This is a genomic window from Pseudomonas sp. S3E12 (assembly GCF_001702295.1).
Lineage (GTDB): Bacteria > Pseudomonadota > Gammaproteobacteria > Pseudomonadales > Pseudomonadaceae > Aquipseudomonas > Aquipseudomonas marginalis.
Window position 1 is genome coordinate 299,284 of record NZ_MBDT01000022.1, and the last position, 26,760, is coordinate 326,043.

The 26,760-nt window shown below is 60.9% G+C and carries 26 protein-coding genes and 1 pseudogene; 13 read left to right on the forward strand and 14 right to left on the reverse strand.

Annotation, left to right across the window (positions count from 1 at the left end; genetic code table 11):
- Nucleotides 1-32: 32 nt before the first annotated feature.
- Together BB029_RS20740 and BB029_RS20745 are read right to left on the reverse strand one after the other, a co-directional pair.
- Complete coding sequence (locus BB029_RS20740; RefSeq protein ID WP_065940606.1) at nt 33-638, reverse strand: tRNA-uridine aminocarboxypropyltransferase; 606 nt, start codon at nt 636-638, stop codon at nt 33-35.
- A 5-nt stretch (nt 639-643) separates the two neighbouring features.
- The gene (locus BB029_RS20745) at nt 644-1,537 is read right to left on the reverse strand and encodes a LysR family transcriptional regulator (RefSeq protein WP_065924693.1); all 894 of its coding nucleotides are present in this window, start codon (nt 1,535-1,537) and stop codon (nt 644-646) included.
- A 149-nt stretch (nt 1,538-1,686) separates the two neighbouring features.
- Between BB029_RS20745 and speB the strand changes: the two genes are divergently transcribed.
- The 4 genes from speB to BB029_RS20765 are packed head-to-tail and all read left to right on the forward strand — an operon-like array spanning nt 1,687 to nt 6,002.
- Nucleotides 1,687-2,637 carry an agmatinase gene (speB, locus tag BB029_RS20750; protein WP_065940607.1) on the forward strand — a complete coding sequence of 317 codons (951 nt, stop codon included), beginning with the start codon at nt 1,687-1,689 and terminating at the stop codon, nt 2,635-2,637.
- Nucleotides 2,637-3,059 (forward strand): nuclear transport factor 2 family protein, encoded by a 423-nt coding sequence (locus tag BB029_RS20755; RefSeq protein ID WP_065924694.1) that lies wholly within the window; start codon nt 2,637-2,639, stop codon nt 3,057-3,059. The genes speB and BB029_RS20755 overlap by 1 nt, the downstream gene beginning before the upstream one ends.
- A 21-nt stretch (nt 3,060-3,080) precedes the next feature.
- Nucleotides 3,081-4,595, forward strand: a complete 1,515-nt coding sequence (locus BB029_RS20760; RefSeq protein WP_065940608.1) for a cytosine permease — start codon at nt 3,081-3,083, stop codon at nt 4,593-4,595.
- A gap of 24 nt (nt 4,596-4,619) precedes the next feature.
- Nucleotides 4,620-6,002 carry a sodium:solute symporter gene (locus BB029_RS20765; protein WP_065940609.1) on the forward strand — a complete coding sequence of 461 codons (1,383 nt, stop codon included), beginning with the start codon at nt 4,620-4,622 and terminating at the stop codon, nt 6,000-6,002.
- A gap of 65 nt (nt 6,003-6,067) precedes the next feature.
- Here the strand turns inward: BB029_RS20765 and BB029_RS20770 are convergent, their stop codons facing one another.
- From BB029_RS20770 to BB029_RS20775, 3 genes are all read right to left on the reverse strand, one after another.
- Complete coding sequence (locus BB029_RS20770) at nt 6,068-7,675, reverse strand: NAD(P)-dependent oxidoreductase (RefSeq protein WP_065940610.1); 1,608 nt, start codon at nt 7,673-7,675, stop codon at nt 6,068-6,070.
- Nucleotides 7,676-8,159: 484 nt separating this feature from the next.
- Nucleotides 8,160-8,282: a PA1414 family protein gene (locus tag BB029_RS33865; protein WP_003193089.1), complete on the reverse strand. Its 123-nt coding sequence runs from the start codon at nt 8,280-8,282 to the stop codon at nt 8,160-8,162.
- 143 nt (nt 8,283-8,425) lie between these two features.
- Complete coding sequence (locus tag BB029_RS20775; protein ID WP_065924698.1) at nt 8,426-9,319, reverse strand: LysR family transcriptional regulator; 894 nt, start codon at nt 9,317-9,319, stop codon at nt 8,426-8,428.
- Between the two features lie 103 nt (nt 9,320-9,422).
- Between BB029_RS20775 and BB029_RS20780 the strand changes: the two genes are divergently transcribed.
- On the forward strand, nt 9,423-10,631 hold the full coding sequence (locus tag BB029_RS20780; RefSeq protein ID WP_065940611.1) for an MFS transporter: 1,209 nt from the start codon (nt 9,423-9,425) through the stop codon (nt 10,629-10,631).
- On the opposite strand, the gene BB029_RS20785 is transcribed toward BB029_RS20780, so the two are convergent.
- The 3 genes from BB029_RS20785 to BB029_RS20795 all read right to left on the reverse strand — a co-directional run bounded on the left by BB029_RS20785 (nt 10,543) and on the right by BB029_RS20795 (nt 13,531).
- Nucleotides 10,543-11,985, reverse strand: coding sequence for an NCS1 family nucleobase:cation symporter-1 (locus BB029_RS20785; protein WP_065940612.1), 1,443 nt, complete (start codon nt 11,983-11,985; stop codon nt 10,543-10,545). The genes BB029_RS20780 and BB029_RS20785 overlap by 89 nt on opposite strands.
- A 197-nt stretch (nt 11,986-12,182) precedes the next feature.
- Nucleotides 12,183-12,581 carry a DUF2177 family protein gene (locus BB029_RS20790; protein WP_065940613.1) on the reverse strand — a complete coding sequence of 133 codons (399 nt, stop codon included), beginning with the start codon at nt 12,579-12,581 and terminating at the stop codon, nt 12,183-12,185.
- A gap of 113 nt (nt 12,582-12,694) precedes the next feature.
- On the reverse strand, nt 12,695-13,531 hold the full coding sequence (locus tag BB029_RS20795; protein WP_027603778.1) for a S1 RNA-binding domain-containing protein: 837 nt from the start codon (nt 13,529-13,531) through the stop codon (nt 12,695-12,697).
- A 322-nt stretch (nt 13,532-13,853) separates the two neighbouring features.
- On the opposite strand from BB029_RS20795, the gene BB029_RS20800 reads away from it, so the two are divergent.
- The 3 genes from BB029_RS20800 to BB029_RS20810 all read left to right on the forward strand — a co-directional run bounded on the left by BB029_RS20800 (nt 13,854) and on the right by BB029_RS20810 (nt 15,901).
- Nucleotides 13,854-14,033, forward strand: a complete 180-nt coding sequence (locus tag BB029_RS20800; RefSeq protein ID WP_003193095.1) for a hypothetical protein — start codon at nt 13,854-13,856, stop codon at nt 14,031-14,033.
- Between the two features lie 206 nt (nt 14,034-14,239).
- Entirely contained in the window at nt 14,240-14,962 is a 723-nt protein-coding gene (locus BB029_RS20805) for a TorF family putative porin (RefSeq protein WP_027603777.1), read from the forward strand.
- A gap of 66 nt (nt 14,963-15,028) precedes the next feature.
- Nucleotides 15,029-15,901, forward strand: coding sequence for a DUF6279 family lipoprotein (locus BB029_RS20810; protein ID WP_065940614.1), 873 nt, complete (start codon nt 15,029-15,031; stop codon nt 15,899-15,901).
- On the opposite strand, the pseudogene copD reads toward BB029_RS20810, so the two are convergent.
- The 5 genes and pseudogenes from copD to BB029_RS20835 form a co-directional block, all read right to left on the reverse strand.
- A pseudogene (gene copD / locus BB029_RS20815) lies at nt 15,898-16,779 on the reverse strand (copper homeostasis membrane protein CopD). The gene BB029_RS20810 and the pseudogene copD overlap by 4 nt on opposite strands.
- Complete coding sequence (copC, locus tag BB029_RS20820; protein ID WP_065940615.1) at nt 16,776-17,162, reverse strand: copper homeostasis periplasmic binding protein CopC; 387 nt, start codon at nt 17,160-17,162, stop codon at nt 16,776-16,778. The pseudogene copD and the gene copC overlap by 4 nt, the downstream one beginning before the upstream one ends.
- Nucleotides 17,163-17,212: 50 nt before the next feature.
- Nucleotides 17,213-18,037 carry a copper resistance protein B gene (locus BB029_RS20825; RefSeq protein ID WP_065940616.1) on the reverse strand — a complete coding sequence of 275 codons (825 nt, stop codon included), beginning with the start codon at nt 18,035-18,037 and terminating at the stop codon, nt 17,213-17,215.
- A 10-nt stretch (nt 18,038-18,047) separates the two neighbouring features.
- Nucleotides 18,048-19,763, reverse strand: a complete 1,716-nt coding sequence (locus tag BB029_RS20830; protein ID WP_065940617.1) for a copper resistance system multicopper oxidase — start codon at nt 19,761-19,763, stop codon at nt 18,048-18,050.
- A 130-nt stretch (nt 19,764-19,893) separates the two neighbouring features.
- Entirely contained in the window at nt 19,894-20,283 is a 390-nt protein-coding gene (locus BB029_RS20835) for a hypothetical protein (RefSeq protein WP_017134854.1), read from the reverse strand.
- Nucleotides 20,284-20,437: 154 nt separating this feature from the next.
- On the opposite strand from BB029_RS20835, the gene BB029_RS20840 reads away from it, so the two are divergent.
- Nucleotides 20,438-20,713, forward strand: a complete 276-nt coding sequence (locus BB029_RS20840) for a hypothetical protein (protein WP_065940618.1) — start codon at nt 20,438-20,440, stop codon at nt 20,711-20,713.
- Nucleotides 20,714-20,762: 49 nt separating this feature from the next.
- Here the strand turns inward: BB029_RS20840 and BB029_RS20845 are convergent, their stop codons facing one another.
- Entirely contained in the window at nt 20,763-22,109 is a 1,347-nt protein-coding gene (locus BB029_RS20845) for a DEAD/DEAH box helicase (RefSeq protein WP_027603770.1), read from the reverse strand.
- 193 nt (nt 22,110-22,302) lie between these two features.
- Here BB029_RS20845 and BB029_RS20850 point away from each other — a divergent pair, with 193 nt between their 5' ends.
- From BB029_RS20850 to BB029_RS20865, 4 genes are all read left to right on the forward strand, one after another.
- Complete coding sequence (locus BB029_RS20850; protein WP_065940619.1) at nt 22,303-23,589, forward strand: mechanosensitive ion channel family protein; 1,287 nt, start codon at nt 22,303-22,305, stop codon at nt 23,587-23,589.
- A gap of 269 nt (nt 23,590-23,858) precedes the next feature.
- Nucleotides 23,859-25,238, forward strand: coding sequence for an iron-containing redox enzyme family protein (locus BB029_RS20855; RefSeq protein WP_065940620.1), 1,380 nt, complete (start codon nt 23,859-23,861; stop codon nt 25,236-25,238).
- Between the two features lie 12 nt (nt 25,239-25,250).
- Nucleotides 25,251-25,565 (forward strand): Rieske 2Fe-2S domain-containing protein, encoded by a 315-nt coding sequence (locus BB029_RS20860; RefSeq protein WP_065940621.1) that lies wholly within the window; start codon nt 25,251-25,253, stop codon nt 25,563-25,565.
- 8 nt (nt 25,566-25,573) lie between these two features.
- Nucleotides 25,574-26,755, forward strand: coding sequence for an MFS transporter (locus BB029_RS20865; RefSeq protein ID WP_065940622.1), 1,182 nt, complete (start codon nt 25,574-25,576; stop codon nt 26,753-26,755).
- Nucleotides 26,756-26,760: the final 5 nt, after the last annotated feature.

Genomic DNA, 26,760 nt, shown 5'->3' on the forward strand with positions numbered 1-26,760 from the left:
TTGCTCCCGATGGCCGCGCCTCGATATCCCGCCTAGCGCAAATGCCCATCGCCATGATTTCTCCGAAAGACCTCCTCCCCCATCGCCGCAATCTGCCCTTCGATCAATGCATCAAACGGCTTGAGCAACGGCTCGAACGACACCGGCGCCTCCAGCACCTGCAACGCCTGCACAATCGCCTCCACCGTCGACAACGCCCCTGGCCCCGGCGCCTTGCGCAGTCGATAGCGAGACGCAGCGGCCTCAGCCAGCGTCACCCGAGGCAGCGCCGCCAACACAGGATTGAGGTGCAGCAGTTTGCGCGCCTTGCGCCAGGTGCCGTCGGGCACCACCAGCAACAGCGGCTGGGCGCCGGGTGCATAGGCTTGCAGCGGCTGTGCATCGTCAGCCGGAAACAACAGCCGCGCCTGATAGCCGGGCGGGTTCAACAGGGTCGGCAAGTCATCAAAGACCTCGCCCACCACCAACTGCGCGTTGTTCAGTCCCAACGCCGCCAGCCGCGCGGTATTGAGCGCATGGTTGACCTCGCTCGGGTGCTGCAAAACAAGCACACGTGTGCGGCTGTCGAGGCTGGGAATCAGCGCGCACAGGCAATGGGCGGCGGGCCTGAGGCAGCGGGAACAGTGGGTTCGGGACATGGTTTTCAGGCCTGGTTGAGCTGGGCTTTGAGTAGATCGCGGAAGGTCTGGATCAGCGGTTCGCGGCTGCGGCCCCGGCGCATGATCATCGAGAACGGCGCCTGGTAGCCGAAGGTCGCCGGCAGCAATACGCGCAGGTCGCCCTTGTCGGCCCAGGCCTGGGCGTAGTGCTCGGGCAGGTAGCCGATGTAGGCACCGGAGAGCACCAGGATCAGCTGCGCCTCCATACTTTCCACCGTCGCGGCGCTGTGCTTGAAGCCGTGGCGCGCCAGTTCGGCCTGGCTCCAGTAGCCGCGCCCGACCATGCGCTGCTGGGTGATCACCTGCTCGGGGATGCGTCGTTCGCTGAACAACGGATGGCGGGTGCTGCAATACAACCAGTGCTGCTCGCGGTAAAGCGGCATGTAGATCAGCCCGCTCATGCGGTTGGAGAAGGCACCGATGGCCAGGTCCAGGCGGTTGTCCTGCACGCCGAGTTGCAGTTCGTAGGGGCTCATCACCGATAGATTCAGGTGCACCGCCGGGTGCTCCAGGCTGTAGGCGCCGATAACCTCGGCGAACGGCAAGGCCTTGTCGCTCACGGTGGAGTCGAGCACGCCGAGCTTGAGCGTCCCGCGCAGCTCGCCCTTGAGCGCGGCGGCGTATTGCTCGAAGCCTTCCAGTTCGCCGAGCAGGCGCAAGGTTTCCTGGTGAAACAGCTCGCCCTTGCTGGTCAGGCTGAACCCACCCCGGCCGCGATGGCACAGCACCAGGCCCAACGCACTTTCCAACTGGCTCATGTAGGTGCTGATGGCCGAGGTGGACAGGTTGAGTTCGTGCTGGGCATTGGCGAACCCCTGATGGCGCACGACGCTGACGAAGATGCGCAGGAGTTTCAGGTCGGGCAAGGCGCTGGCCATGGTCGGCTCCGGGTGTAGATGTGGGCAGTCTACCTGCCCGCATTAGTTTAGAAAAACCTGAACTAAGTATTTGCCCCTGCCGATTCTTCCCTTCCTGCGCTTTTCGCAGAATCGGCCCCTGATAAACACAACAACGATGAGGCAATCCCGTGGACAAGATTTTCCACCAACCACTGGGCGGCAACGAAATGCCGCGCTTCGCCGGCATCGCCACCATGATGCGTCTTCCCCACCTGCAATCGGCCAAGGGCCTGGATGCGGCCTTTATCGGCGTGCCCCTGGACATCGGCACCTCGCTGCGCGCCGGCACCCGCTTCGGGCCGCGTGAAATCCGCGCCGAGTCGGTAATGATCCGCCCCTACAACATGGCCACCGGTGCCGCGCCGTTCGACTCGCTGTCGGTGGCGGACATTGGCGACGTGGCGATCAACACCTTCAACCTGCTGGACGCCGTGCGCATCATCGAAGAGGCCTACGATGAGATTCTCGAGCACGACGTGATCCCGATGACGCTGGGCGGCGACCACACCATCACCCTGCCGATCCTGCGGGCGATCCACAAGAAACACGGCAAGGTCGGGCTGGTGCACATCGATGCCCACGCCGACGTCAACGACCATATGTTCGGCGAGAAAATCGCCCACGGCACCACCTTCCGCCGCGCCGTGGAAGAAGGCCTGCTCGATTGCGACCGCGTGGTGCAGATCGGCCTGCGCGCCCAGGGTTATACCGCCGAAGACTTCAACTGGAGCCGCAAGCAGGGCTTTCGCGTAGTACAGGCCGAAGAATGCTGGCACCACTCCCTTGCGCCACTGATGGCCGAGGTGCGGGAAAAAGTCGGCGGCGGCCCGGTGTACCTGAGCTTCGACATCGACGGCATCGACCCGGCCTGGGCGCCCGGCACCGGCACCCCGGAAATCGGCGGCCTGACCACCATCCAGGCAATCGAAATCATCCGTGGCTGCCAGGGCCTCGACCTGGTCGGTTGCGATCTGGTAGAAGTTTCGCCGCCCTACGACACCACCGGCAACACCTCGCTGCTGGGCGCCAACCTGCTGTACGAGATGCTCTGCGTGCTGCCTGGCGTGGCGCACCGCTGATGAGCGTGCCGCAGGTATTGAAAGCCGCCGCCGACCTGGTGTCGGCGTTTGCACGCAACGACCGCGCCGCCTACTTCGGCGCGTTCACGGCCGATGCCAGCTTTGTGTTCTACACCCTCCCCCAGCCGCTGCTCAGTCGCGATGCCTACCAGGCGTTGTGGGACAGCTGGCGCCGGGATGAAGGATTCGAGGTGCTGTCCTGCACCTCAAGTAACGCCGTGGTCAGCCTGCTGGGTGACGTGGCGATATTTATCCATGACGTGGCCACCGAGCTGCGCATGAACGGGGAGCAATTCTTTAGCCAGGAACGCGAGACCATTGTCTTCAAACGCCAAGGATCTCGCACAGAACAACAAGAAGGCCCGTGGCTGGCCTGTCACGAACATTTGTCCGCTATGCCGGAAGGGCTGCCGCCCCCTTAGCCAATGTGATCGGAGCTGATCATGAATAATAAAAACAACGATAAAAGTATTCGCACAATAGAAACCAACGGGGTCGAACAGATCCCGGACAACGAACGTACCGCCACCCCCAAGGATCTGTTCCGCCTGATCTTTGGCGGCGCCAATACCTTTGCCACCGCCGTGCTCGGTTCCTTTCCGGTGTTGTTCGGCCTGTCGTTCCAGGCCGGCGTCTGGGCGATTGTGCTGGGTGTGCTGGTGGGTGCGTTGATCCTCGCCCCCATGGGCCTGTTCGGGCCGATCAATGGCACCAACAACGCGGTGTCTTCCGGTGCGCACTTCGGCGTGCACGGGCGGATTGTCGGCTCGTTTCTGTCATTGCTGACGGCGATTGCCTTCTTCTCACTGTCGGTGTGGAGTTCAGGCGATGCACTGGTCGGCGGTGCGAAACGGCTGATCGGCCTGCCGGAAACCGACCTGACCCTGGGCCTGGCCTACGGCGTATTCGCCATGCTTGTCCTGACGGTGTGCATCTACGGCTTCCGCTTCATGCTGTGGGTCAACCGCATTGCGGTCTGGGCGGCAAGCCTGCTGTTTCTGTTGGGCATCTTCGCGTTCGCGCCGACCTTCGACAGCCACTTCGCCGGCACCGTAGCCCTGGGCCAGACCGGCTTCTGGGCGGCCTTTATCGGCGCGGCGCTGGTGGCCATGAGCAATCCGATTTCCTTCGGGGCGTTCCTGGGTGACTGGTCACGCTATATCCCGCGTGAGACGCCGAAAATGCGCATCATGCTGGCGGTAGTCCTGGCACAGATCGCCACCTTGATCCCGTTCCTGTTCGGCCTGGCCACCGCCACCATCGTGGCGATCAAGGCGCCGGACTACATCGCGGCCAACAACTACGTCGGCGGTCTGCTGGCGGTGGCACCGACCTGGTTCTTCCTGCCGGTGTGCCTGATCGCGGTGATTGGCGGCATGTCCACCGGCACCACTTCGCTGTATGGCACCGGGCTGGACATGTCCAGCGTGTTCCCGCGCCTGCTGTCGCGGGTCAAGGCCACGCTGCTGATCGGGGTGATGTCGATTGCCTTCATCTTTATCGGACGTTTCGCCGCCAACCTGGTGCAGAGCGTATCGACCTTCGCCGTGCTGATCATCACCTGCACCACGCCATGGATGGTGATGATGATCATCGGCCTGATCGTGCGTCGCGGCTTCTACTGCCCGGATGACCTGCAGGTGTTCACCCGGGGTGAAACCGGCGGCCGCTACTGGTTCAGCCATGGCTGGAACTGGCGTGGGCTGGGGGCCTGGATTCCAAGCGCGTTGGTGGGCCTGTGCTTCGTCAACTTGCCGGGTCAGTTTGTCGGGCCGCTGGGCAACCTGGCCAATGGCATCGATATCAGCCTGCCGGTGACGCTGGGGTTGGCGTCGGTGGTGTACCTGACGTTGTTGCGTGTGTTTCCGGAGCCAGCTTCGGTGTATGGCCCCAAGGGTCCGCTTCGCAGCCCTGCGGGAGCAAGCTCCGCTCCCACAACAAGTTCGCCTGTTACCTAAAACAATAATCGGAGACCCGCCGTCATGGCTTTGGATTTATTCGTCGTACTCATCTACGCCGCCGGCATGCTCGTGCTCGGCTATTACGGCATGCGCCGCGCCAAGACCCACGAAGACTACCTGGTAGCCGGTCGCAACCTGGGCCCGTCGCTGTACATGGGCACCATGGCCGCCACGGTACTGGGCGGTGCATCCACCGTCGGTACCGTGCGCCTGGGTTACGTGCATGGCATCTCCGGCTTCTGGCTGTGTGCGGCGCTGGGCATGGGGATCATCGCGCTGAACCTGTTCCTGGCCAAGCCGCTGCTCAAGCTGAAAATCTTCACCGTCACCCAGGTACTGGAAAAACGCTACAACCCCATGGCCCGCCAGGCGAGTGCGGTGATCATGCTGGCCTACGCGCTGATGATCGGCGTGACCTCGATCCTGGCCATCGGCACGGTGCTGCAAGTGCTGTTCGGCCTGCCGTTCTGGATTTCGGTGTTGCTGGGCGGTGGTGTGGTGGTGGTCTACTCGACCATCGGCGGCATGTGGTCGCTGACTCTCACCGACATCGTGCAATTCGTGATCAAGACCGTCGGCCTGATGTTTATCCTGCTGCCGATCTGCCTGTACCGCGTCGGCGGCTGGGACGAACTCGTGGCCAAGCTGCCGGCATCGAGCTTCAGCTTCACCGCGATCGGCTGGGACACGATCATCACCTACTTCATGATCTACTTCTTCGGCATCCTGATCGGCCAGGACATCTGGCAGCGGGTGTTCACCGCCCGTGACGAAAAGGTCGCCAAGTACGCAGGCACTTTCGCGGGTTTCTACTGCATCCTTTACGGCCTCGCCTGTGCGCTGATCGGCATGGCGGCCCATGTGCTGATTCCGGACCTGGACAACGTCAACAACGCGTTCGCGGCCATCGTCAAAGTCTCGCTGCCGGACGGCATCCGCGGCCTGGTGATCGCGGCGGCACTGGCGGCGATGATGTCGACGGCCAGCGCCGGCTTGCTCGCCGCCTCCACCGTATTGACCGAAGACCTGCTGCCACGCCTGCGCGGCGGCAGACAATCGAGCCTGGCAATCAACCGCCTGTTCACGATGCTGACCGGTATCGTCGTGCTGGGCATCGCACTGGTGGTCAATGACGTGATCAGCGCCCTGACCCTGGCCTACAACCTGCTGGTGGGCGGCATGCTGATCCCGCTGATCGGCGCGATCTTCTGGAAGCGCGCGACCACGTCGGGGGCAATCACCTCCATGAGCCTGGGTTTTGTAACGGCGCTGGTGTTCATGTTCAAGGATGGCCTGGACGCGAACACGCCGATCTACTACAGCCTGGCGGTAGGGCTGGTGAGTTTTGTGCTGGTGAGTGTGTTGTCGCGCCGGCCAGAGCGGGTCGCGGCCAGCGCAGTTTGAGATAGAGCGGGATTTAGAGCGGTTTCTTCAGCGGGCGCGACGTCGGATGTCGCGCCCGTTTTTTATCATGAGTACATGGCCGAAACTGCGGGCGCCTTTGCCTGGATGATTTCCTCGACCAAGGAGGCCCACACCAATCCCTGCGTGGTACCCCCGGCATACGTCCCGCCGGCGGCAATGCGGTTGTAGGCGGAGCAATAAACTATCGACAGTCCATCAGGCTCCTCTCCTTCCATGGCCGTGACGACGAACTGTTCTCTGCTCAGTTCAGCAATGCGGGCCGGACTCAGATGCTGGGACAGGAACCGAACCCCAGCGCGCCGCAAAAGCGCCTCTATCTCATCCATCAAATGCGCAATGCCCAGATCGTCGCCCGATGCGTCAATCGATGGATTGTCGGCCAGAAACTTTTCAAACAGCTCAATGCCTGCACGGTTGCACTCCACGGCCAGGTACTGGTTTCCAGGCGTCAGATAAGCGTTGTCCAGCGGCTTTGCAGTCGTCTCCGTGGCTGAAAGGTGGCGCATGTTCACCTGCTTATGACTGGCGCCATCGCTCTGCTGATGTCCTCCGTAGACCGAAACCTGATAATTGGCCAGGCGGAACATCACGGCTTGGAGCAGGCCGTTGATGCCTCGACCGATGATCGATACGCGCGGCGCGCGGGCATCTGCCTGTTGCGCGGGGATCATCAATGAGTGGGCAAGTTTGCGTCGGACCAGGCAGCGCAAGGCGGTCAGGCTCAGTTGAATCGAGACGGCATAGTCAAGGTCGCCATGGCAGGCTTCAGTCACTGCCGCCTGGGTTGTCAGGGTCGCCGGTTTGCGCCACTTGGAGACACTGCAGCCGAGTGCCTGCGCGCGCACCCGAAATGCATCCAGTGTCCCAGGCCCGTAGTCCAATACAAGCTGGATAGCTTCAGCCGTTGCCAGGGCCCGCAAAGCGTCATCGCTGAAGACATCCGGCTTGGCGACGCAGACCAGGCGAGCCTGTCTGTGCAGGCACTGAATGAGGGCCCGGTCAATGCGATGGGTGGAGTCATCATTCAGGGATAAACAGATAGCGACGGCACGGGCCCCCTCCAGCACCTCGAACCAGTCCACACCAAAGGACACTCGGCTGTCGGAACAGGCTTTGCCGAGAGTGGCCGGCCTCTGACCATGTCGATCCAATACCTTGATCCGAACCTCCGGATCTCGATCAAGCAACAACTTGACCAGCTCCCTGCCCACGTTGCCGTATCCCAGCACACAGATGTCGCGCGGCAGGGAGCCATCGGCCAGTGTCAGCCAGCGCGCCATATAGGCGGCGACATGTGGCGCGTTGACCCCCGGCGTATTGACTACGCGGATGTCGTTGGAACCGCAAAGGTCCAGTCGCACCTTATCCAGGCTCGTACCTCTGCGGATCAGATGGAGGTCGCCAAACGGATGGGATATGCGCCATTGGGCGATGACGTCTGCATCGATCGCCTGGTCCCCGACAATGATCGCCGATGGACTCAGGAGACCGATCTGTATGAGCAGATCGTGTTTGGTCAATGTCGGGGGAAAGAACACCACGTTGCTGGGTGCATGAGCCTTCCAGGCTCTCGACACCGGTGCGAGATGCAGGATATTTCCGGTTATGGCGATGAGTGACGCGGCGACTGGCGGAATGGAAGAGAGCCTCATAGCTGTTTCTCCAACACTTCTGACGGACTGATGCCTCGCAGAGAGCCCTTCAATAAAGGTGGGGCGTTATTGGAAGGCCGTTGAGGAACTCAACCTACGCTCATGGTTTGAATTGAATAAGCCAGCCACTTCTGATGAACGAGTAGCCTGATTCCGACACGTGAAGGTCAGCGGCCTGACTGACCTGCATGGATTCGGACTACTTGCCTGGGTTACCGAGGGATGACAGAGGGTTCCTGAAAGCAGACGCTCGCATCCGAACGATTGTTCAGATCACTGGGGCGAGTGAGTGTTATGGCGTGAGGGGGCTATCGCGCAGGCCCGGGGCAAGGGTGACTGGGGCGGCGGGAGGTAGGACTGGCGTTGGAAACGCTTTATGGGCGCTGCGGCGTGAGATGTCACGCCCGCTGGTTTTGCCTGGCGCAAAATAAACGGTGGGAGCGGGCTTACTCGCCCCCACCTTTAATCCTGCTTCAGCCAGAGATTATCTGCGACGTGGACGACGCTGCTCGTCATCGGTACGAATCGGCACCGGTTGCAGGGGCGGCTCGATCAAGCCCAATGCAACGCCAAGGTCGTGGAGCCAGTTCTGGATTTTCTCTTTCATGGTTTGCCCCCTTTGAGGGAAATGCTGGTCGGCGCAAGTTCTGTCGCCTTTTCCTACATTGATAGTAGCCCTAAGTCCTACGTATTGCTTGAATGAAACCACAACGAACTGTTACTGAATTGATGCAAATCCTGACGGATCGCTCAAGCAATCGCACGTGCGTCTTGCAGGACCTCGGCCCTGCCCTCTTGCTGCAGGTCGATCCATGCGTTGAGGTTAGCGCCGAGCATACCCTTTCGCCACATCAGCCAGGTCGTAGCAGTGGCAAATTGCCCTGTCAGCGGATGAACGGACACGCTGTCCTTGCCCGGCAGGCTGTCGAGCATGGATTCGGACATCAGCGCCACCCCTGAACCGGCGATGACACAGGCGAGCATGCCTTGATAAGACTCGATCTCAATCGCCCGCCCCATGGCGACGTGCTCGTGGGAAAACCAGGTTTCCAGGCGCGTGCGATAGGCGCAACTGCGGCGAAAAGTGAACACCGAACGGCCGGCAACATCCTGCGGCCCGCGCACCGGTGGGTGGTCGGCTTCGCATATCAGCACCAGGCGTTCTTCGCACAGGGCGACGCCGTCCAGGGAGGCAATCGTGATGGGCCCGTCCACAAATGCGGCGTCCAGGCGACCGGTGATCAACCCTTCGAGCAGTTCACCGCTGGGCGCCGATAGCACTTGGAGGTTCACCATCGGATACGCCTTGTGATAGCACGCCAGCAGCTTCGGCAAATGCACTGCCGCCGTGCTGTACATGCTGCCCAGCACAAAATTGCCAGCCGGTTGCCCACCTTGCACGGCGCCATGGGCTTCATCATGCAGCGCCAGCAGACGAGTGCTGTAGTCCAGCAACACCTTGCCCGCCGGAGAAAGCTGCAAGCGCTGGCGTTCGCGCACGAACAATTCCACGCCAAGCTGTTCTTCCATCTGCTTGAGCCGGGTCGACAAGTTCGACGGCACTCGATGCAGGCGCTCGGCAGCACGGGTAATGGAGCCCTCTTCCGCCACCGCCTGGAAGATGCGCAATTGACTGAACTCCATGCCTTTCTCCAAAACTGAACAAGTTACTCACTATTATTCAATTTTACAGAAAGTCAATCCACTCTAGCCTGACGGTATTCGCTTACCGGCAGGACACCCGACCATGTCACCCCTCACCCGCTTACTCGCCAGCTTTATCGCCCTGATGATGGCCATGGGCATTGGCCGCTTCGCCCTTACCCCGCAAATGCCCCACTTGCTCAGTGAAGGCCAGATCGACCTGACCGGCGCCGGACTGATCGCAGCGGCCAATTACCTGGGCTACTTCGTGGGCGCGGTGGATTCGATTTTTGCGCGCAGCCATCACCATGTGCGGGGTCGCCTGTATGGCGGGCTCTGGTTGTGCGTGTTGCTGACCCTGGCGTCGTACTGGGCCCAGGGTTTCTGGCCACACATGCTGTTGCGCTTCGGTACCGGCGTTGCAAGTGCCTGGGCATTGGTGATGATCACCAGCCTGAGCCAGCCGCTGGCGATTGCCGCCGGGCGTGCACGCCTCGGGGCCCTGGTGTTCGCCGGGCCGGGGCTGGGGATTGTGTTGACCGGGTTGCTGGCGCTGGGCTCCAACCTGTTGGGCCAGAGCTCAGCAACCTTGTGGCTGATCTATGCGGTAGTGGCGCTGGTGATGCTGCTGGCAATCTTGCCCTTCCTGCCACAGCCGTCCGCCGTCACTGCGCCTGTTGCAAGCCGCGCCGACACGGCCAGCAACGGCAGCATTACTCACCTGTGCTGGATCTACGTGTTGTTCGGCCTGGGCTACATCATTCCGGCGACCTTCCTGTCACAGATGGCCAGCGCGCAATTCAACGGCGCCTGGCAGGCTGATCTGTTCTGGCCCTGCTTTGGTTTGGCCGCGGCGATTGGGGTAGTGGTCGCAAGCCTGCGTCCCAAGGATTCGGACACCACCCGCCGCTGGCTGATGACCACGTTATGGCTGCAGGCGGCCGGGGTATTCGCCTGCCTGCTGGGTAACGGTTGGGGCCTGGCGCTGGGGGTGTTGCTATGCGGCGGGCCGTTCCTGGCCTGCATGCAGTTGGTGATGGCGCGCCTGCGGGACGTTGCGCCCCACGGCTATCAGCGCAGCACCGGGCTGCTGACCGCCAGCTTTGCCATCGGCCAATTGAGTGGGCCGTTGCTGGCGTCGGTGAGCAGTCACCTGAGCGGTGGCCTGCAACCGGCGCTGGTGATTGCCGGTGCAGGCCTGTCAGTGGCGGGAGGGGTGTTGGTCAGCCGGCGACCAACGGTGCCGGCGCACGAACCTGCTCACGCCGCGCCAACACCAGGAAAAACAGCCCACCCAGGAAGCAGCCGGTGAACCAGGCAAAGTTAGCCATGCCCTGCAACGCCGGCGTGAAGGTGATCGCGACCCCCGCCAGCGTCGCGGGCACCAGCGCCTTGACCGCCGTCCAGTTCACACCGCCGTCGAAGTAATAGCGCCCGCTCGGGCTGTCATCGAACAGCGCGTCCACGTCGATCTTCTGCTTTTTGATCAGGTAGAAGTCCACCAGCAGAATCCCGAACAGCGGGCCGATAAAGGCCGCGAGGATATCCAGGGTGTAGTGGATCATCAGCGGGTTATTGAACAGGTTCCACGGGGTGATGAAGATCGACGCCACCGCGGCGATCATGCCACCGGCGCGCCAGCTGATCTTGCTCGGCGCGACGTTGGCGAAGTCGAACGCCGGGGACACGAAGTTGGCAACGATGTTGATGCCGATGGTGGCAGTCACAAATGCAAAAGCGCCTAGCAGCACCGCCATGCTGTTATCAATGCGCGAGACGGTAGCGATCGGGTCATGGAGCATTTCGCCAAACACCGGCAAGGTGCCCGAGACGATCACCACGGTCACCAGGGAAAACGCCAGGAAGTTCACCGGCAGGCCCCAGAAGTTGCCGCGCCGCACGTCCTGCATGCTGCGGCAGTAACGGCTGAAATCACCGAAATTCAGGGTTGGCCCGGAAAAATACGACACCACCAGCGCCGTCGCCACGATCACCTGGCCGAACGCCTGCCAGCCCGACAGGGATTTTTCCGCCAGGGTAAAGCTGATATTCGCCCCCCCTGCCTTCCAGACGATCCAGCCGGCCAGGGCAAACATCACCGCATAGACCACCGGCCCCGCCCAATCGATAAAGCGGCGGATGGACTCCATGCCGGCCCAGAACACGGCCGCCTGCAACACCCATAAACTGAGGAAACCAAACCAGCCCAGGTAAGACAGGCCGGCAAAATGCGGCTCTGCAAACACCGCCATCTGTGGGAAAAAGCGCAATACCACAATGATCAGGGCACTCGACGCCAGGTAGGTCTGAATCCCGTACCAGGCCACCGCAATCAAGCCGCGAATCACGGCGGGAATGTTCGCGCCGAACACGCCAAACGCCAGCCGGCAGATCACGGGATAGGGCACGGCGGCCTGCTGACTGGGCTTGGCCACCAGGTTGGCAATCAATTGCACAATGCAAATGCCTGCCAGCAAGGCAATCAACACCTGCCAACTGGCCAGCCCCAGGGCAAACAGACTGGCGGCGAACACATAGCCGCCCACGCTGTGCACGTCACTCATCCAGAAGGCAAAGATGTTGTACCAGGTCCACTTTTGCGGCAGCGGCCCCAGGTCCTGGTTGTACAGGCGGGGGCTGTAGCCTTTGGGCAATTGTTCGGTCATCGCGGGCTCCTCGTCATACCGGCCTGCGCTTCCGTCACGGGGTGCATACGGGAGGCGGCATGGTTTGTATACGAGATAGTCAGCAGAATGCGTGCCAATAGAACACAATCCCTCTGCAACGGTGTTCCAACGGGGTACATAGGGGTTTAGTAACGAGGACTGCGCTCAGCAACGGTGCAGATTAATCCTGTACACAATCACTGGTGCACCCGATGTGCACACAAATACCCGACCGTGCAGCAGGCCGCTGTGAGGAAGGTGCCCCAGGCCATGTCCATCACCGCCAACCCGCCAGACCAGCCTTGCAGCGTGGCCCAGTTGCTCAGGTCATAGGTGCCGTAGGCCACCAGGCCCAGCAATCCACCCAGTCGCGCCGCGCGCTGCCAACTGGCACTGGGCAAGACCACGAACACCACGCAACCGAGGACATACAGGAGATAGAACAGCGCGGCGGGCAACAGGCGAGGCTGATCGAGCATCAGCGGGCCCAGCAGGGATTTGTAGGTCGGGCCCACGAGGACGCCGAGCCAGAGGCCGTCGAGGATCAGGAAGGCAAGCAAGGTGCCGAGGTAGGCAAAGACAGACTTCTTGGACATTGATGCAGCCTCTGTAGGAGCGAGCTTGCTCGCGAAAATATTCCAGGCGCATCACGGTGTCGGATGGACCTTTTTCGCGAGCACGCTCGCTCCTACAGGAGAGCAAACTGCACTCAGCTTAGTTCAATGCGATCCGCGTGAATCACGATCTGGCCCTGCTTGTAGAGCGCACCAATGGCCTTCTTGAAGTTCCCCTTGCTCACGCCAAACAAGTTGCTGATCACCGCCGGGTCGCTCTTGTCGCTGACCGGCAAACTGCCGTTGTTTTCACGCAACTTGGCGAGGATCTTCGAGTTGAGGCTGGACGCCGCTTCCTGGCCGACCGGTTGCAGGCTCAGGCTGATGTTGCCATCGGCGCGGATCTCTTTGATAAAGCCTTTCTCTTCCTTGCCCGGGCGCAGGAACTTGAACACTTCGTTCTTGTGGATCAGGCCCCAGTGCTTGTTGTTGATGATCGCCTTGAAGCCCATGTCGGTGGCTTCGGCGACCAGCAGATCGACTTCCTGGCCCACGACGTAATTGGCCGGCGTCTTGTCCAGGTAGCGGTCGAGGCGTGCGGTCGCGGTAATACGCTTGGTGTGTTTGTCGAGATAGACATGCACCACGCAGTATTCACCGGCCGTCAGCTGACGTTTCTCTTCCGAATACGGCAGCAACAGATCCTTTGGCAACCCCCAGTCGAGGAACACGCCAATACTGTTGACTTCCACGACTTTCAAACTGGCAAATTCGCCGACTTGAACTTTCGGTTTTTCGGTAGTGGCGATAAGTTTGTCATCGCTGTCCAGATAAATGAAAACGTTAAGCCAGTCTTCATCTTCACTGGGAATATCTTTTGGGATATACCGATTAGGCAAGAGGATTTCGCCATCTTGCGCACCATCGAGGTACAAACCAAAGTTAGTGTGTTTAACCACTTGCAAGCTGTTGTAGCGCCCGACTAAAGCCATTTCCAATACCCTCATTGCGTGGGCGGCATTCTACCCGAGTTGCCCTCTCCGCGCGCGCGCGCCTGAAAAATCGCGGGCTTGCCTGGCGTTCCAGTGGCACCGCCCCGCTCGTCCGATCATTCGGCTGAATTTTGCCACGCCACCGGTGCCGGCTCAGCCCGTGGTTTCGAGTTAAAACAGTAAGTTAGGGGCTAATATCAAAAATAAACTTTGGCTGTTTTCAGCTGCCGCGCTTATTCCCGGGGGATATTTACCAAGCAATTGTCAAGTATTTCCTGTACGATGCCTGGCCAAGTTAATTTTCTACAGGTTAGTGGCCGCCATGCGTGTAAAAGCATCCAACAGCAAAGCAAAGCCAGCTCCCGCCGTTGAAACCAGCGAATCGATCAACAGCCAGATTGCTGCTTTCCTCAAGTCCGGTGGCGAAATCCAGCAAATTGCCAAGGGCGTGAGCGGCCAGACTTTCGGCCCGTCCAAGCAGATCAGCCTGGGTAAAAAGTAATACCGCGCAGCACATCTGGTCCCTAAGCGTCTTGCCTTCAAGGCGCTAGGACTAGAGCCCGAAATACCCTCTCGCGTCACCTTCAGAACGTGCAAATCGACGAACGGGCCTCATCTCCTGGCATTCGCCGGTATGCTTGCACACGTCTAGCACGGGCATCTGCCCTATTTTTCCGTTACTGCTCCTCGCTTTTCATGGAGTGAAGCATGCTTAAACGCTGCATTTTCGTGGCCAGTATCCTGGCGGCCAGCCCTCTCGCCGAAGCGCAGATTTTCCAGCGTGAACTGGGCGACTTCGACCTGAAATTGGGCACCACCCCCAGCCGCAGCATGGCCCAGGGCCTGGTCAAGCCGACCTCGCCGGGCAGCGACTCGTTCCATGGCGGGCTGGACCTGAGCCATGACAGCGGCCTGTACTTCGGCCAGTTTTCGCCGAACATGGGCCTGTCCTCGGCCAGCACCCTCGAAGTCGACTCCTACATGGGGTTCAAACACCCCTTCGACCAGACCCTGGGCTACGAAGTCGGCCTGATCCACTACAGCTACCCTAAGCTCAGCCCTCTCGACAGCCAGGAGTTCTACGGTGGTCTGAATCTACTCGGCAATCGTTTCGGCGCCTCCTTCAGCAACGACCCGGACCGCCAGGACAGCACGCTGTTCGCCGACCTCGGCGGTACCCAGCCCTTCGGCATCGGCGTCAGCATGAAGTACACCACCCATCAGCTGGGCACGCCGGCTTCGGTAGAGGGCGGCACCATCAGCAGCTTCAGCGACTGGTCGGTACAGTTCTCCCGCGCCTGGAAAGGCATCGACCTGGACCTGATCTACAGCGACTCCAGCCTCAGCGGCGGCGATTGCTCGGCCTACTCCGGACACAATTCGCAATGCGATGGCCTGTTGACCTTGAAGGCGGTGCGGTCGTTTTATTGATGGGCTGAACTGTCGCATGCGCCGCGGGTTCACATGCATTGACTCCCTCTGCGCAAGGACACGCCCATGTTGCATCGGCTCAAACTGCTGGTGGTATTCCTGACCCTGAGCCTGAGCCTGGTGCTCGCCGGCTGCAACCGCGTGGGCCTGGCCTACCGTAACCTGGACGTGATCATCCCCTGGACCCTCAACGACTACCTGGACATGAACGCCGGGCAGAAGAGCTGGTTCAACGACAAGCTCAAGGACCACCTGGCCTGGCACTGCACCACCCAATTGCCGGGTTACCTCGACTGGCTCGACCGCCTGCAAGCAATGGTCGAGAACAATCAGGTCACCGATGCAGCGCTGCAAACCCGCACGGTTGAGGCCAAGCAGGCGATTGCCGAGGTGGCGCGGGAAATCACCCCGTCGGCGATTGAATTGTTACAAGGGCTGGATGACCAGCAGGTCAACGACATGAACGATGCCCTGGCCAAGGACTTGCGCAAACGCCAGGACGAATACCTCAAGCCGCCGCTGGCCAAGCAGATCCAGGACCGCGCCGAGCGTATGAACAAGCGTCTGGATGCGTGGATGGGGCCATTGAGCGATAGCCAGAAGAACCGGGTCATGGCGTGGTCCATCAGCCTGGGCAAGCAAAATGAACAATGGATCGGCAACCGTGCCCACTGGCAGGCACAATTCATCGACGCCGTGCAGCAACGCCACAGCGCCGATTTCCCGCAGAAAATCCAGCAACTGCTGGTGGACCGCGAAAGCCTGTGGACACCGGAGTATCGCGCGGCGTATGCCCAGACCGAAGCCGCCGCGCGCAGCCTGATCATCGACGTCATGGCCGACAGCAGCGTGCCGCAACGGCTGAAACTCACCCAGAAAATCGACAAGGTCCGCAGTGACTTCCAGGCGCTCAAGTGCCTGAAAAGCGCGCAGTCCTAATTGGGCGCCAGGGTGCCTAACCAGGCCACCAGCGCGAGGATCAGCGCCCCGGCCCCCATCTCCAGCACCATGCTGCGCCGTAGCGCAGCCATGGCAGCGACATAATCACCGGCCGCCACGGACCGTTGCAGAAGCGGCGTCAGGTGGAAACGATTGAGCGCCGCCAGCCCCAGCATCAGGCCAAACAGTCCCAGTTTCAGGCACAACAGGATCGCGTAGACACCGCCGGTAAGGCCGTCCAGATTCAGCCCGACCACCAACAGATAGTTGGCCACACCGGTGCCGATCAGCACCGCGACAAATCCTGCTCCCACATGCTAGAACCCCTTCAGCGCCCTTGCCAGCACCCGAACGTGATAAACATCGTGCAAAGACGTGCGCCTCGACAACAACCCGAACGCCGCCAACGCCCCGACCCAGCCGCCCGCTGCCAACAGATGCGCGCCGTCGCTGAGGATGTGCCACACACCCAGCGTGCCTTCATGCATCACTCCGTGCCCGGTCCACGCCAGCGTGACCAACGCGGCGGCACCCGACAACGTGACCAATGGCAGGCGGGTGCCAAGCGCAGCCACCACCAGCGCCGCCATCCGTAGCCACCACGTCAAGCCCAGGTCGGTCTGCCAAAGCATCATGTGCAGATGCGGCCACAGCGTCTGCCAATCCGTCGCGCCACTCATGGCCTGGGTCAGCGCCAACAGCGACGCTATCGACAGCACTATCCCGACGCCAGCCGTCAGCCGCAGCAGGCCCCTCAAATTCAGCAGCACGCGCTCCGGCGCCTTGAGCCCGTAAAGACCAAAGAGCCCCAGGCCAAACAACAGCATCAGGTCAAGATAGAGCGCGAAACGCAGTGTGACTTGGGTCAGTTCGCTCATGGCTGGACGCTGAACACCACGTTACCGGTAATCGGGTGAGTGTCGGATGACACTGCGCGCCAATCGACCCGGTAGGTGCCGGTAGCCAGTGCAGAGGCCGGCTTGATCAGCATCACCCTGGGGTCGGTGCTCGCCGCGACACTGGCCTTGATGGGCATCGGCGAATTGGGCATGCCGGGCATATCGGTCATGGTCAGTCTGGCCCCGGAAAACTGCGTCAGCAGGTTCTCCGAAAAGCGCAGTTCAATGACGGCCGGCGCGGCACCTTGGGCCCCGGCTGGAGGGAGGGACGACAACAGTTTCGGATGGGCCGAGGCCGGCAGGCTGATCATCAATCCGGCCCACAGCGCTCCCCCCGTTAACGCGGTTTTCAACATCGACATGCAAGGCTCCAGGCCGCTTAAGGCGGCGAGTTATAGGAATAAGAAACCGGTTAAAACCAAAGGCGCACACCGACCACCCAGCGCAGCTGGCTGATGTCTTCGTCTTCATCGCGAGCGTACTGCGCCGTCCGCCCATAGCTGCGGTTCCAACTCACCCCCACGTAAGGCGCCAACTCCCGGCGCACCTCATAGCGCAAGCGCAGCCCCAGCTCGCTTTCCGACAGGCCTGCGCCCACCCGGCGCTGCGGATCGTTCTGTGCATAAAAATTGAGTTCGGCCGTCGGCTGAAGGATCAGGCGGTTGGTCAGCAGGATGTCGTAGTCACCTTCCAGGCGTGCCGCGGTGTGGCCCGACTCGCCCACAAACAGCGTCGCCTCGGCCTCGAAGTTGTAGAGCGCCATGCCCTGCAGGCCGAACGCGGCCCAGGTCTGGCTGTCCCCGGGCTTGAAGTCCTGGCGCACGCCGCCAACCAGGTCCCACCAAGGGCTGATGGCGTGCCCCCACAACGCCTGGGCTTCGGCGCTGTCAGTGCGACCGGCGCTGCGCTCGCCTTCGCTGCGCAGCCACAGGCGGTCGATGTCACCACCGACCCAACCCTTGATGTCCCAGTTCAGCGCACCACCGCCACCGCCGCCTTGCCATTCCAGCTGGTTGACCAGCAGCATCGAGTTGATGCCGCTGTCATGCACCACATGCCCACCCGGCGCGTTATACACAGCGGCGCGATCCGCGTCGGTGAGCAGCGGGATCGGCGTACGGCTTTCGGTCAGCGCCGGAACCGCCGGGCTCATGCCTTGAAACTCCTCGGACTGCGCCGGCGAGCCGAATGTCCACCCGGCCAGCGCGATACACACCGATAAAACTCGACGGTTCATGTTCGCGTCCTCATTCATGCACGCGCACTTCACGGAACATGCCCATTTCCATGTGGTACAGCAGGTGGCAGTGATAGGCCCAACGGCCCAGGGCATCGGCGGTCACCCGGTAACTGCGGCGCGAGCCCGGCGGCATGTCGATGGTGTGCTTGCGGACCTGGAACTGGCCGTTTTCATCCTCCAGGTCGCTCCACAGGCCGTGCAGGTGAATGGGGTGGCTCATCATCGTGTCGTTGACCAGCACCAGCCGGACGCGCTCGCCATAAGTCAGCTGCAAGGGCTCGGCATCGGAGAACTTCACGCCATTGAATGACCAGGCGAACTTCTCCATATGCCCGGTGAGGTGCAATTCAAGGGTGCGCGCGGGGTCGCGGCCATCGGGGTCCTCAAAGGTGCTGTGCAGGTCGGCGTAGGTCAGCACTCGCCGACCGTTATTGCGCAGGCCGATACCGGGATCGTCGAGCTTGGGCACCGGGCTCATCGCCTGCATGTCCACCAAAGGATTGTTCTGCTCGCTGGCCGGGTGGCTCTGCATCGACATCGCGCCCATCGCGCTGTGATCCATGCCCGCCATATCCGGCATGTCCGCCATGGCGCCGTGATCCATCCCACCCATGCCCATGTCGTCCATGGTGAGCCAGGGGCGCGGCTCAAGTGCCGGTACGGGTGCCGTCGCCCCCGCCTGGCGGGCAAGCGTGCCACGGGCATAACCCGTGCGGTCCATGGACTGGGCAAACAGCGTGTAGGCCGCTGCCGTGGGCTCCACCAGCACATCGAAGGTTTCGGCGACCGCAATGCGGAATTCATCGACGCTGACCGGCTTGACCGGCTGGCCATCGGCGGCGATGACGGTCATCTTCAGTCCCGGAATGCGCACATCGAAATAGGTCATCGCGGAACCGTTGATAAAGCGCAGGCGTATTCTCTCCCCCGCCTTAAACACTCCGGTCCAGTTGAGGCCGGGGGGCTGGCCGTTGAGCAGGTAGGTGTAGGTCTGGCCGCTGACGTCCGCGAGGTCGGTAGGGTTCATCTTCATCTGCGCCCACATCAGCCGGTCAGAGACGGTGGCCGACCAGCCCTGTTTGCCCACATCCCGTGCGAAATCGCCCACGGTGGGCTTATGCCGGTTGTAGTAATCGGACTGCTTCTTGAGGGTCTTCATCAGGGCGACGGGGTCTTCGTCGGTCCAGTCCGAGAGCATCACCACGTAGTCGCGCTGGCAGGTGAAGGGCTCGGGCTCCAACGGCTCGATGACCAGCGGGCCGTACACCCCCTGCTGTTCCTGGAACCCGGAATGGCTGTGGTACCAGTAAGTGCCATGCTGTCTGACCTTGAACTGATAGACAAACACACCACCCGGCTCGATGCCTTTGAAACTCAGGCCGGGCACGCCGTCCATGGTCGACGGCAACAAGATGCCGTGCCAGTGGATCGACGTCGGCTCGCGAAGGCGGTTGTGCACGCGCAGGGTCACTGTGTCGCCCTCACGCCATCGCAGCAACGGGCCGGGCAGGCTGCCATTGATGGTCAACGCGGTGCGCTGTTGACCCGTGAGATTGACCGGCGTCTGGTCAATGAACAGAGCGAATTCGCTGCCCGCCAGCACCGTGGGCTCGCCCGCACTTGTCAGCGCCCATACCGGCGTGCGCCATAGCCCGAGCCCGCCGAGCAGGCCGCCGGCGGCCAGGCCTTTGACGAAGGTTCGTCTGGAGGTAGTAGAGTGCATGCCGATTCAAGTCCGTCAGTTGAATGGCAGCAGATTAGGGGGCGCCGGCTGTCAGCAACCTTAGCGGCAGATTACCGATCCGACAGTTTCGGCATGCCCGGCACCGCCTGGGTGCCGGGGCATGGAGGGGTCAGGCAATCTGTGCCTTGGACGCCACCTCAGCGAAGGTCGCCGGGTCCAACGCATCGGCCTGCTCATCCAGCACCTGGCGCGGATGATCGTTACCCGGGATGGAGCTGTCGATCAGCGCCAACAGCTGCGCGCCCAGGGCGGTCAGAATGAAATTCTCACCGTTGCCGCCTTCTTCTTCAGGCCGCGACTCGATAAACCCACGCTTGAACAACAGCGCTTCATAGTCCGCGGCGGTCTTTTTCAGCGCATCCAGATTACCGGTGGACTCACCCGCCGTGGCCTTCTCGGCCGCTTCCTGCTCGGCGTATTTGCGCGGGGCAAAGCTGCCCTCGCCGTTCTGCACTTCATGCAGCAGACGTTCGATCAGATCCCAGTTGTAAGTCGTCATCCTGATTCCTCCTGCAGGCCTAAGGAAAGTAGCCCGTCTGTAGGAGTGACCCTGTGGGTCTGTGGCCGTTCAGACCAACCGACGGGCGTCATTTCTCTGAACTTTCCAGACGTTCGCCCCCTCAACTGAGCATCACCGCCAAGGAGGTCCGACCATGAAAACCCTGATGAACCTGGCCATCGCCGCCACGTTGCTCACCGCCCTGCCCGCTTGGGCCTGCACCCCGGAAGAGGCCACGGCCAAGCGCGAGCAACTGGCCCAGGAAGTGGCCAAACTCACCGAACAGAACCCGACCAAGGCCAAGGAGATGAACGACGAGCTGCAGAAGATGGACCTGGATACTGAAAGCGCGGAGTTCCCCGACAAGTGCCAGTTGATCGACGCCCGCCTCAAGGAATTGAAAGAAGCGGCGGCCAAGGCGAAAAACTGAGGCTATAAAAAAACCGGACAACGTCCGGTTTTTTCACATCCCCCACGCCTTACTCGGCAGCGGGTGCTTCTGGCTTGCGACGCTTGAGCGGCGCCATGCCATCTTTGCTGACCAGCGACAGGTTGTCGGTCTTCGGCCGGTTGGCGATCTTGCGCTTGGTCGGCGACTTGGCACCGGCCTTTTTCTTCTCGCCCTTGGCGTCGGTCTTTTTCTTCTTCACGCCAACGGCCTTGCCCGACGCCTTGACCTTCTTCGGCCCGGTGTAGGTACCTTTGACTTCCTTGATGGTGCGGCGCTCGAACGACTGCTTGAGGTAGCGCTCGATGCTCGACATCAGGTTCCAGTCGCCGTGGCAGATCAGCGAGATCGCCAGGCCATCGTTGCCCGCACGCCCGGTACGGCCGATACGGTGCACGTATTCGTCGCCGCTGCGGGGCATGTCGAAGTTGATGACCATGTCCAGGCCGTCCACGTCCAGGCCGCGCGCGGCGACGTCGGTGGCAACCAGGATCTTCACGCCGCCGGCCTTGAGGCGGTCGATCGCCAGTTTGCGGTCCTTCTGGTCTTTCTCGCCGTGCAGCACGAACGCCTTGTAGTCCTGGGCCACCAGGCGGCCGTAGATGCGGTCGGCCGCAGCACGGGTGTTGGTGAATACGATGGCCTTCTGATAGGTCTCGTTGGCCAGCAACCAGTTGAGGATCTGTTCTTTGTGCACGTTGTGGTCAGCGGTGACGATCTGCTGGCGCGTGGTGGCGTTCAGGTCGCTGACGTTGTTGACCTGCAGGTGCTCAGGGTTGTTCAGGACCTTGGCGACCATCTCGCGCAGGGTCGAACCACCAGTGGTGGCGGAGAACAGCATGGTCTGCTGGCGGTTCACGCATTCAGCCACCAGGCGCTGCACGTCGTCGGCAAAGCCCATGTCGAGCATGCGGTCCGCTTCGTCGAGCACCAGCACCTCGACTTCCTTGAGGTCAAGGTTGCCCGCATTGAGTTGCTCGATCATGCGGCCCGGCGTGCCGATCAGAATGTCCGGCACCTTGCGCAGCATGGCGGCCTGGACCTTGAAGTCTTCGCCACCGGTGATCAGGCCAGACTTGATGAAGGTGAACTGCGAGAAGCGCTCCACCTCCTTCAAGGTCTGCTGGGCCAGTTCGCGGGTCGGCAGCAGGATCAGGGTCTTGATGCTGACGCGGACCTTGGCCGGGCCGATCAGGCGGTTAAGAATCGGCAGCACGAAAGCGGCGGTCTTGCCACTCCCGGTTTGAGCCGTCACCCGCAGGTCACGCCCTTCGAGCGCGAGCGGGATGGCCGCTGCCTGCACAGGCGTAGGCTCGACAAATTTAAGCTCGGCCACGGCTTTGAGCAGGCGTTCGTGCAGGGCGAATTGGGAAAACACGGGTGCTACCTCGAAGAAATACAAAAAATCAGCTGCATAGGGTACCGGTTTCGGGCGTCCAAACCGAGTGTCTTTACGCGAACGGCGCTAATCAGTTGCTTTTTTGTCAGAGCATTTGTCCGCGGCATCAACTTTGTTGCACTTAAATGCTCTAATCGCGCCGTCTTGTCTTACAGAAGAATCGGTTTCATCCATGGATATCAAACAGCTCTGGCTCAACGTCCAAGACCTCTGGGGCACCCTCGACGAACACCCGCTGCTGCATGCCAGCCTCGGTTTCCTGGTGTTGCTGGTGGTGGCCCTGCTGCTCGGACGGGTGGCGCGTTACCTCATCCTCCACGCCGTCAAATTGCTTGGCCGGCAACCGGCGCTGCACTGGCTCAACGACCTGCGGCACAACAAAGTCTTCCACCGCCTGGCGCAGATGACGCCGTCGCTGGTGATCCAGTTCGGCCTGTACCTGGTGCCGGACCTGAGCAAGACCGCCATCCTGTTTATCGGCAATGTGGCGCTGGCCCTGACCATCCTGTTCCTGATGCTGGCCATGAGCGCCCTGCTCAACGCCCTGCTGGACATCTATGCGCGCACCGAACACGCGCGTACCCGCTCGATCAAGGGCTACGTGCAGTTGGCGAAGATGGTGCTGTACGTGTTTGGCGCGATCATCATCGTCGCGACCCTGATTGACCGTTCGCCACTCTTGCTGCTGTCAGGCCTGGGTGCGATGTCGGCGGTGATCCTGTTGGTCTACAAGGACACGCTGTTGTCGTTCGTCGCCAGCGTGCAATTGACCAGCAACGACATGCTGCGCGTCGGCGACTGGATCGAAATGCCCCAGGTCGGCGCCGACGGCGATGTGGTGGACATCACCCTGCACACGGTCAAGGTGCAGAACTTCGACAAGACCATCGTCTCCATCCCGACCTGGCGCCTGATGTCCGAATCGTTCAAGAACTGGCGCGGCATGCAGGCCTCGGGTGGGCGACGCATCAAGCGCAGCCTGTTTATCGATGCCAGCGGCGTGCGCTTTTTGCGTGACGATGAAGAAGTGCGCATGACCCAGGTGCACCTGCTCACCGACTACATCGGGCGCAAGCAGGCCGAACTCAAGGCCTGGAACGAAGCCCAGGGCCACAGCGCGCAACTGTCGGCGAACCGCCGGCGCATGACCAACCTCGGCACCTTCCGCGCGTATGCCCTGGCCTACCTCAAAAGCCATCCGGACATCCAGCCGAACATGACCTGCATGGTGCGCCAGATGCAAACCACCGCCGAGGGCGTGCCGCTGGAGATCTACTGCTTCACCCGCACCACCGCGTGGGCCGATTACGAGCGGATCCAGGGGGATATTTTCGACTACCTGCTGGCCGTGTTGCCGGAGTTCGGATTGAATCTTTACCAGCAACCCAGCGGCACCGACTTGCGCACCGGGATACTGGCCCTGGCAGGCACTGCCCGAACCTTGGAAACCCCGGCGTAGTGACAACGATAGCGACGAGGGGCTGGCAAGCGCCTCGTCGCTATATAGAACGATGGGTGCAAGCGTATTCATCTAAACACGACCGATAAAAGCCGGCATCTATGTATAGCCGCTGCTGCCGTTTATTCAACGGCCCCACCCCATAAAGAAAATTTCTCCTACGCCTTTAGTGAATTTCACTACTTGCGCGCACTATTTCTAATCTGTTTTAAAAAAAACCAACGCCTTAGCATCTGGTAATCAAACAACGCCAGCAAAAGGCCACCCTCATGTTATGGACAACTCAGCTTTCCGATAATGCAGCAGACTTTGTATTAAGTTCGAATGCCGAAGCATTGACCCACTATTGTGGTGCTGGCGCCTTTGCTCAACCCCACGACTTTTATACCCAAAACCCCTACCAGCGCCCTTCGCGGCCGCAGGACGTAACCGATTCAATCATCACCACTTGCCTGACCAGCGACCAGCTTTCAAACAGCCAGCATCTATTGGCACAGCGGTTGTTATTGAATATCTACGAACAAGACCTGGTCTTCTTGCCCAAGCCGCCATTGGAACTCGACTTCAAGGCGTTCAAGCGTTTCTATGATCCGCAGCACGCAGCCAGTGGCAAAAAGATCCGCCCGTTGCTGGAACACTACTTGTACAACTGGCTCAAGGAAGAAGTGCATATCAACGGCCCTTGGTGCCTGGACTCTTTTATCGCCCACACTGATAAAGTCTTGGATGACGTCGCCCAGTCCGAGTCCAAACTCCATGAAGTGCTGACCACCAGCCGCCACCCCGAGCGAGCCGCCAGGTTTTTCATGACGCAATGTGCGGGAGACTTCCTCAGTGAAGCATCGGCCATGGCCCGCAACGTACTGGGTAACAGCGGCGTGTACACCAGCGAATTGTTCAAGATCCTGATCGACGAGTATGGCTACGGCGTCGACAAAAAGAAGCACAGCACCATTTTTGAAGACATGCTCCAGGACATGGGCATGTCCCATCACGTGCACCACTACTGGCAGTTCTATACGCCGGCATCGCTGTCGCTTACCAACTACTTCCACTATGTATCGGCCAACCATGGCGAGCTGTTCCGCTATATCGGCGCCATGTACTACACCGAAGCCACGTTGGCGCTGACCACCAAGCACCAGTCACGCGCGATCAAGACCATCTTCAACGGCAGCGTCTCCACGGACTATTTCGATGAGCATGCCCACATCGATGTGCACCACGGAAGAATGGCCCTCCAGCGCCTGATCATTCCCATGATCAAGCAGTTCGGCACCAAGATCATCCCCGACCTTATTCGCGGCTTTGAAGAGTTCAGGCTGCTTCAGGACATCGCCGACGAAGAGTTGTATGCCCATATCAACTGGCATGACGCGTTCGAAGAGCATCGCGCGCAGGCAGCGGCGCTCCAGGGCCAAAAACCCGTGGACCTGAGGATTACCGAGACCGAACACGAGCTGTCGGTGCTGCATACCCACCCGAATGACGAACTGTTCTGGGTCGAATCAGGCGAGCTGGAGTTCGTCGCCAGCCCCGAACTGACGGTGCACCTCAAGGCCGGCGAAGGCGTGGTGATTCCCAAGGGAATGCTGCACGGCACCCGCATCACCAGCCCGTCCTGCACGTACACCGTCACCGCCATCTGAGTGGGCAACCCAATGAAAGCCATCAGCCTGAATATCACCCACGCCAACTATGTGGCCGTGGAGGAAAGAACCTATTTTCTCAAGCGTCACGCCTATTCGACGCAATTGCTGCCCACCGCGTGCCCCCATCGCGGCGGCCCGCTGCACATGGGCGAAGTGACAGGTGACGGCCAAAGCGTGATCTGCCCCTGGCACGACAACGCCTACAAGGTCTGCAACCTGGAAAAGAAAGCACTGCCCACGGTGCGCGTCAGGAACCAGATCACCACCGTCGTCGGCGACACCGAGCGCTGTGTGCCGCTGCTTAAAATCTCCCGTTACGACTGATGAAGCCCATGAATACTAAATCGACATTGACCGCGTTCTATTCAATCGTGACCCTGTTCACCGGCCTCGACATGGCGATTGTCATCGCGATGGTCTGGTTCGGCCTGGAGACCACCGGTTCGACATTCCTGGTCGGCGCCACCTTGTGCGTGGCCACCGTGGTGCCCTATTTGTGCGAACAGTACATCGGCAAGTTCTTTACCATTGAACTCAGCCTGAAACGCCTGCTGTACATTCGCCTGGCGGCCTTCGCCGCAGTACTGGGGCTGTCGTTTACCCAGGCCGCCTTGCTGCCGATCGGCTTCCTGGCCATCGCGTTCGTGGTGGGCGTCACCGACTACTTCACCATCAGCACCCTGGAATCGAAAAATACCAAGCTGGTGCTGGCCGGCCTCACCGACAGCGATACCTGCGCGCGGTTGATGCAAACCTCCATCCAGATCGGTGCCTTCGGCGGTGCGCTGCTGGGCGGGTTGATCGTGGATGTGTTCTCGGTCAACCAGACGCTGCAGATCATCAGCCTGGCGGCGATCCTCTCGCTCGCGGCCATTCTCCTGGTGGCCGACAACCCCAACGAACACGCCGCCGAACAGGCCACAGGGGCCTCCAATGCACCACCGCTGGACCTGCCGCGCAACCTCTACATCCTCATCATCGTGTTGAGCATGATCGGTTTCCATATCGGCGCGTTCAACAGCCTGGTGCCCATCGTTTTTCAAAAGCTCAATGAATGGAATGCCACCCTGTTCGGCGTCGCCAGTGGCCTGGCCGGCCTGGGCGCCTTCAGCGCCGCGGTGTTGCCGCGCATCAAGCTCAACAGCTACGGGGCCATCTCGCTGGTGATACTGGCGGACGTGGCAATCGTCTACTTCCAGAACCTCTACGTGATGATGGCTGCAGCCTTCCTGCTGGGTTTTTGCATCAACAGCCTGCGGATCCAGTTGCGTAAAACCCTGATCGAGTCGGCGCCCAACGCCCGGGTAGCCGATGTGATCGCGGCCAAGAGCTCACTCTACTACCTGCTGGTCAGTGGCTCGGCACCGATGATCCTGACGTTCTTCACCACCTCGGGATTTCTCGGACTCGAAGGCGCCCGCCTGTTGATGATCGTCTCCGCCGGCCTGTTGGCCACCGCCGTACTGGCGTGGAACCTGACCCCGGCCGCCGCGCCCACCGCCACCACGGAATAAGGAAT

Coding starts and splice junctions, on each gene's coding strand:
- BB029_RS20740 (WP_065940606.1), bottom strand. CDS start 638: ATGTCCCGAACCCACTGTTCCCGCTGCCTCAGGCCCGCCGCCCATTGC.
- BB029_RS20745 (WP_065924693.1), bottom strand. CDS start 1,537: ATGGCCAGCGCCTTGCCCGACCTGAAACTCCTGCGCATCTTCGTCAGC.
- BB029_RS20755 (WP_065924694.1), top strand. CDS start 2,637: ATGAGCGTGCCGCAGGTATTGAAAGCCGCCGCCGACCTGGTGTCGGCG.
- BB029_RS20760 (WP_065940608.1), top strand. CDS start 3,081: ATGAATAATAAAAACAACGATAAAAGTATTCGCACAATAGAAACCAAC.
- BB029_RS20765 (WP_065940609.1), top strand. CDS start 4,620: ATGGCTTTGGATTTATTCGTCGTACTCATCTACGCCGCCGGCATGCTC.
- BB029_RS20770 (WP_065940610.1), bottom strand. CDS start 7,675: ATGAGGCTCTCTTCCATTCCGCCAGTCGCCGCGTCACTCATCGCCATA.
- BB029_RS33865 (WP_003193089.1), bottom strand. CDS start 8,282: ATGAAAGAGAAAATCCAGAACTGGCTCCACGACCTTGGCGTTGCATTG.
- BB029_RS20775 (WP_065924698.1), bottom strand. CDS start 9,319: ATGGAGTTCAGTCAATTGCGCATCTTCCAGGCGGTGGCGGAAGAGGGC.
- BB029_RS20780 (WP_065940611.1), top strand. CDS start 9,423: ATGTCACCCCTCACCCGCTTACTCGCCAGCTTTATCGCCCTGATGATG.
- BB029_RS20785 (WP_065940612.1), bottom strand. CDS start 11,985: ATGACCGAACAATTGCCCAAAGGCTACAGCCCCCGCCTGTACAACCAG.
- BB029_RS20790 (WP_065940613.1), bottom strand. CDS start 12,581: ATGTCCAAGAAGTCTGTCTTTGCCTACCTCGGCACCTTGCTTGCCTTC.
- BB029_RS20795 (WP_027603778.1), bottom strand. CDS start 13,531: ATGGCTTTAGTCGGGCGCTACAACAGCTTGCAAGTGGTTAAACACACT.
- BB029_RS20800 (WP_003193095.1), top strand. CDS start 13,854: ATGCGTGTAAAAGCATCCAACAGCAAAGCAAAGCCAGCTCCCGCCGTT.
- BB029_RS20805 (WP_027603777.1), top strand. CDS start 14,240: ATGCTTAAACGCTGCATTTTCGTGGCCAGTATCCTGGCGGCCAGCCCT.
- BB029_RS20810 (WP_065940614.1), top strand. CDS start 15,029: ATGTTGCATCGGCTCAAACTGCTGGTGGTATTCCTGACCCTGAGCCTG.
- copC (WP_065940615.1), bottom strand. CDS start 17,162: ATGTCGATGTTGAAAACCGCGTTAACGGGGGGAGCGCTGTGGGCCGGA.
- BB029_RS20825 (WP_065940616.1), bottom strand. CDS start 18,037: ATGAACCGTCGAGTTTTATCGGTGTGTATCGCGCTGGCCGGGTGGACA.
- BB029_RS20830 (WP_065940617.1), bottom strand. CDS start 19,763: ATGCACTCTACTACCTCCAGACGAACCTTCGTCAAAGGCCTGGCCGCC.
- BB029_RS20835 (WP_017134854.1), bottom strand. CDS start 20,283: ATGACGACTTACAACTGGGATCTGATCGAACGTCTGCTGCATGAAGTG.
- BB029_RS20840 (WP_065940618.1), top strand. CDS start 20,438: ATGAAAACCCTGATGAACCTGGCCATCGCCGCCACGTTGCTCACCGCC.
- BB029_RS20850 (WP_065940619.1), top strand. CDS start 22,303: ATGGATATCAAACAGCTCTGGCTCAACGTCCAAGACCTCTGGGGCACC.
- BB029_RS20855 (WP_065940620.1), top strand. CDS start 23,859: ATGTTATGGACAACTCAGCTTTCCGATAATGCAGCAGACTTTGTATTA.
- BB029_RS20860 (WP_065940621.1), top strand. CDS start 25,251: ATGAAAGCCATCAGCCTGAATATCACCCACGCCAACTATGTGGCCGTG.
- BB029_RS20865 (WP_065940622.1), top strand. CDS start 25,574: ATGAATACTAAATCGACATTGACCGCGTTCTATTCAATCGTGACCCTG.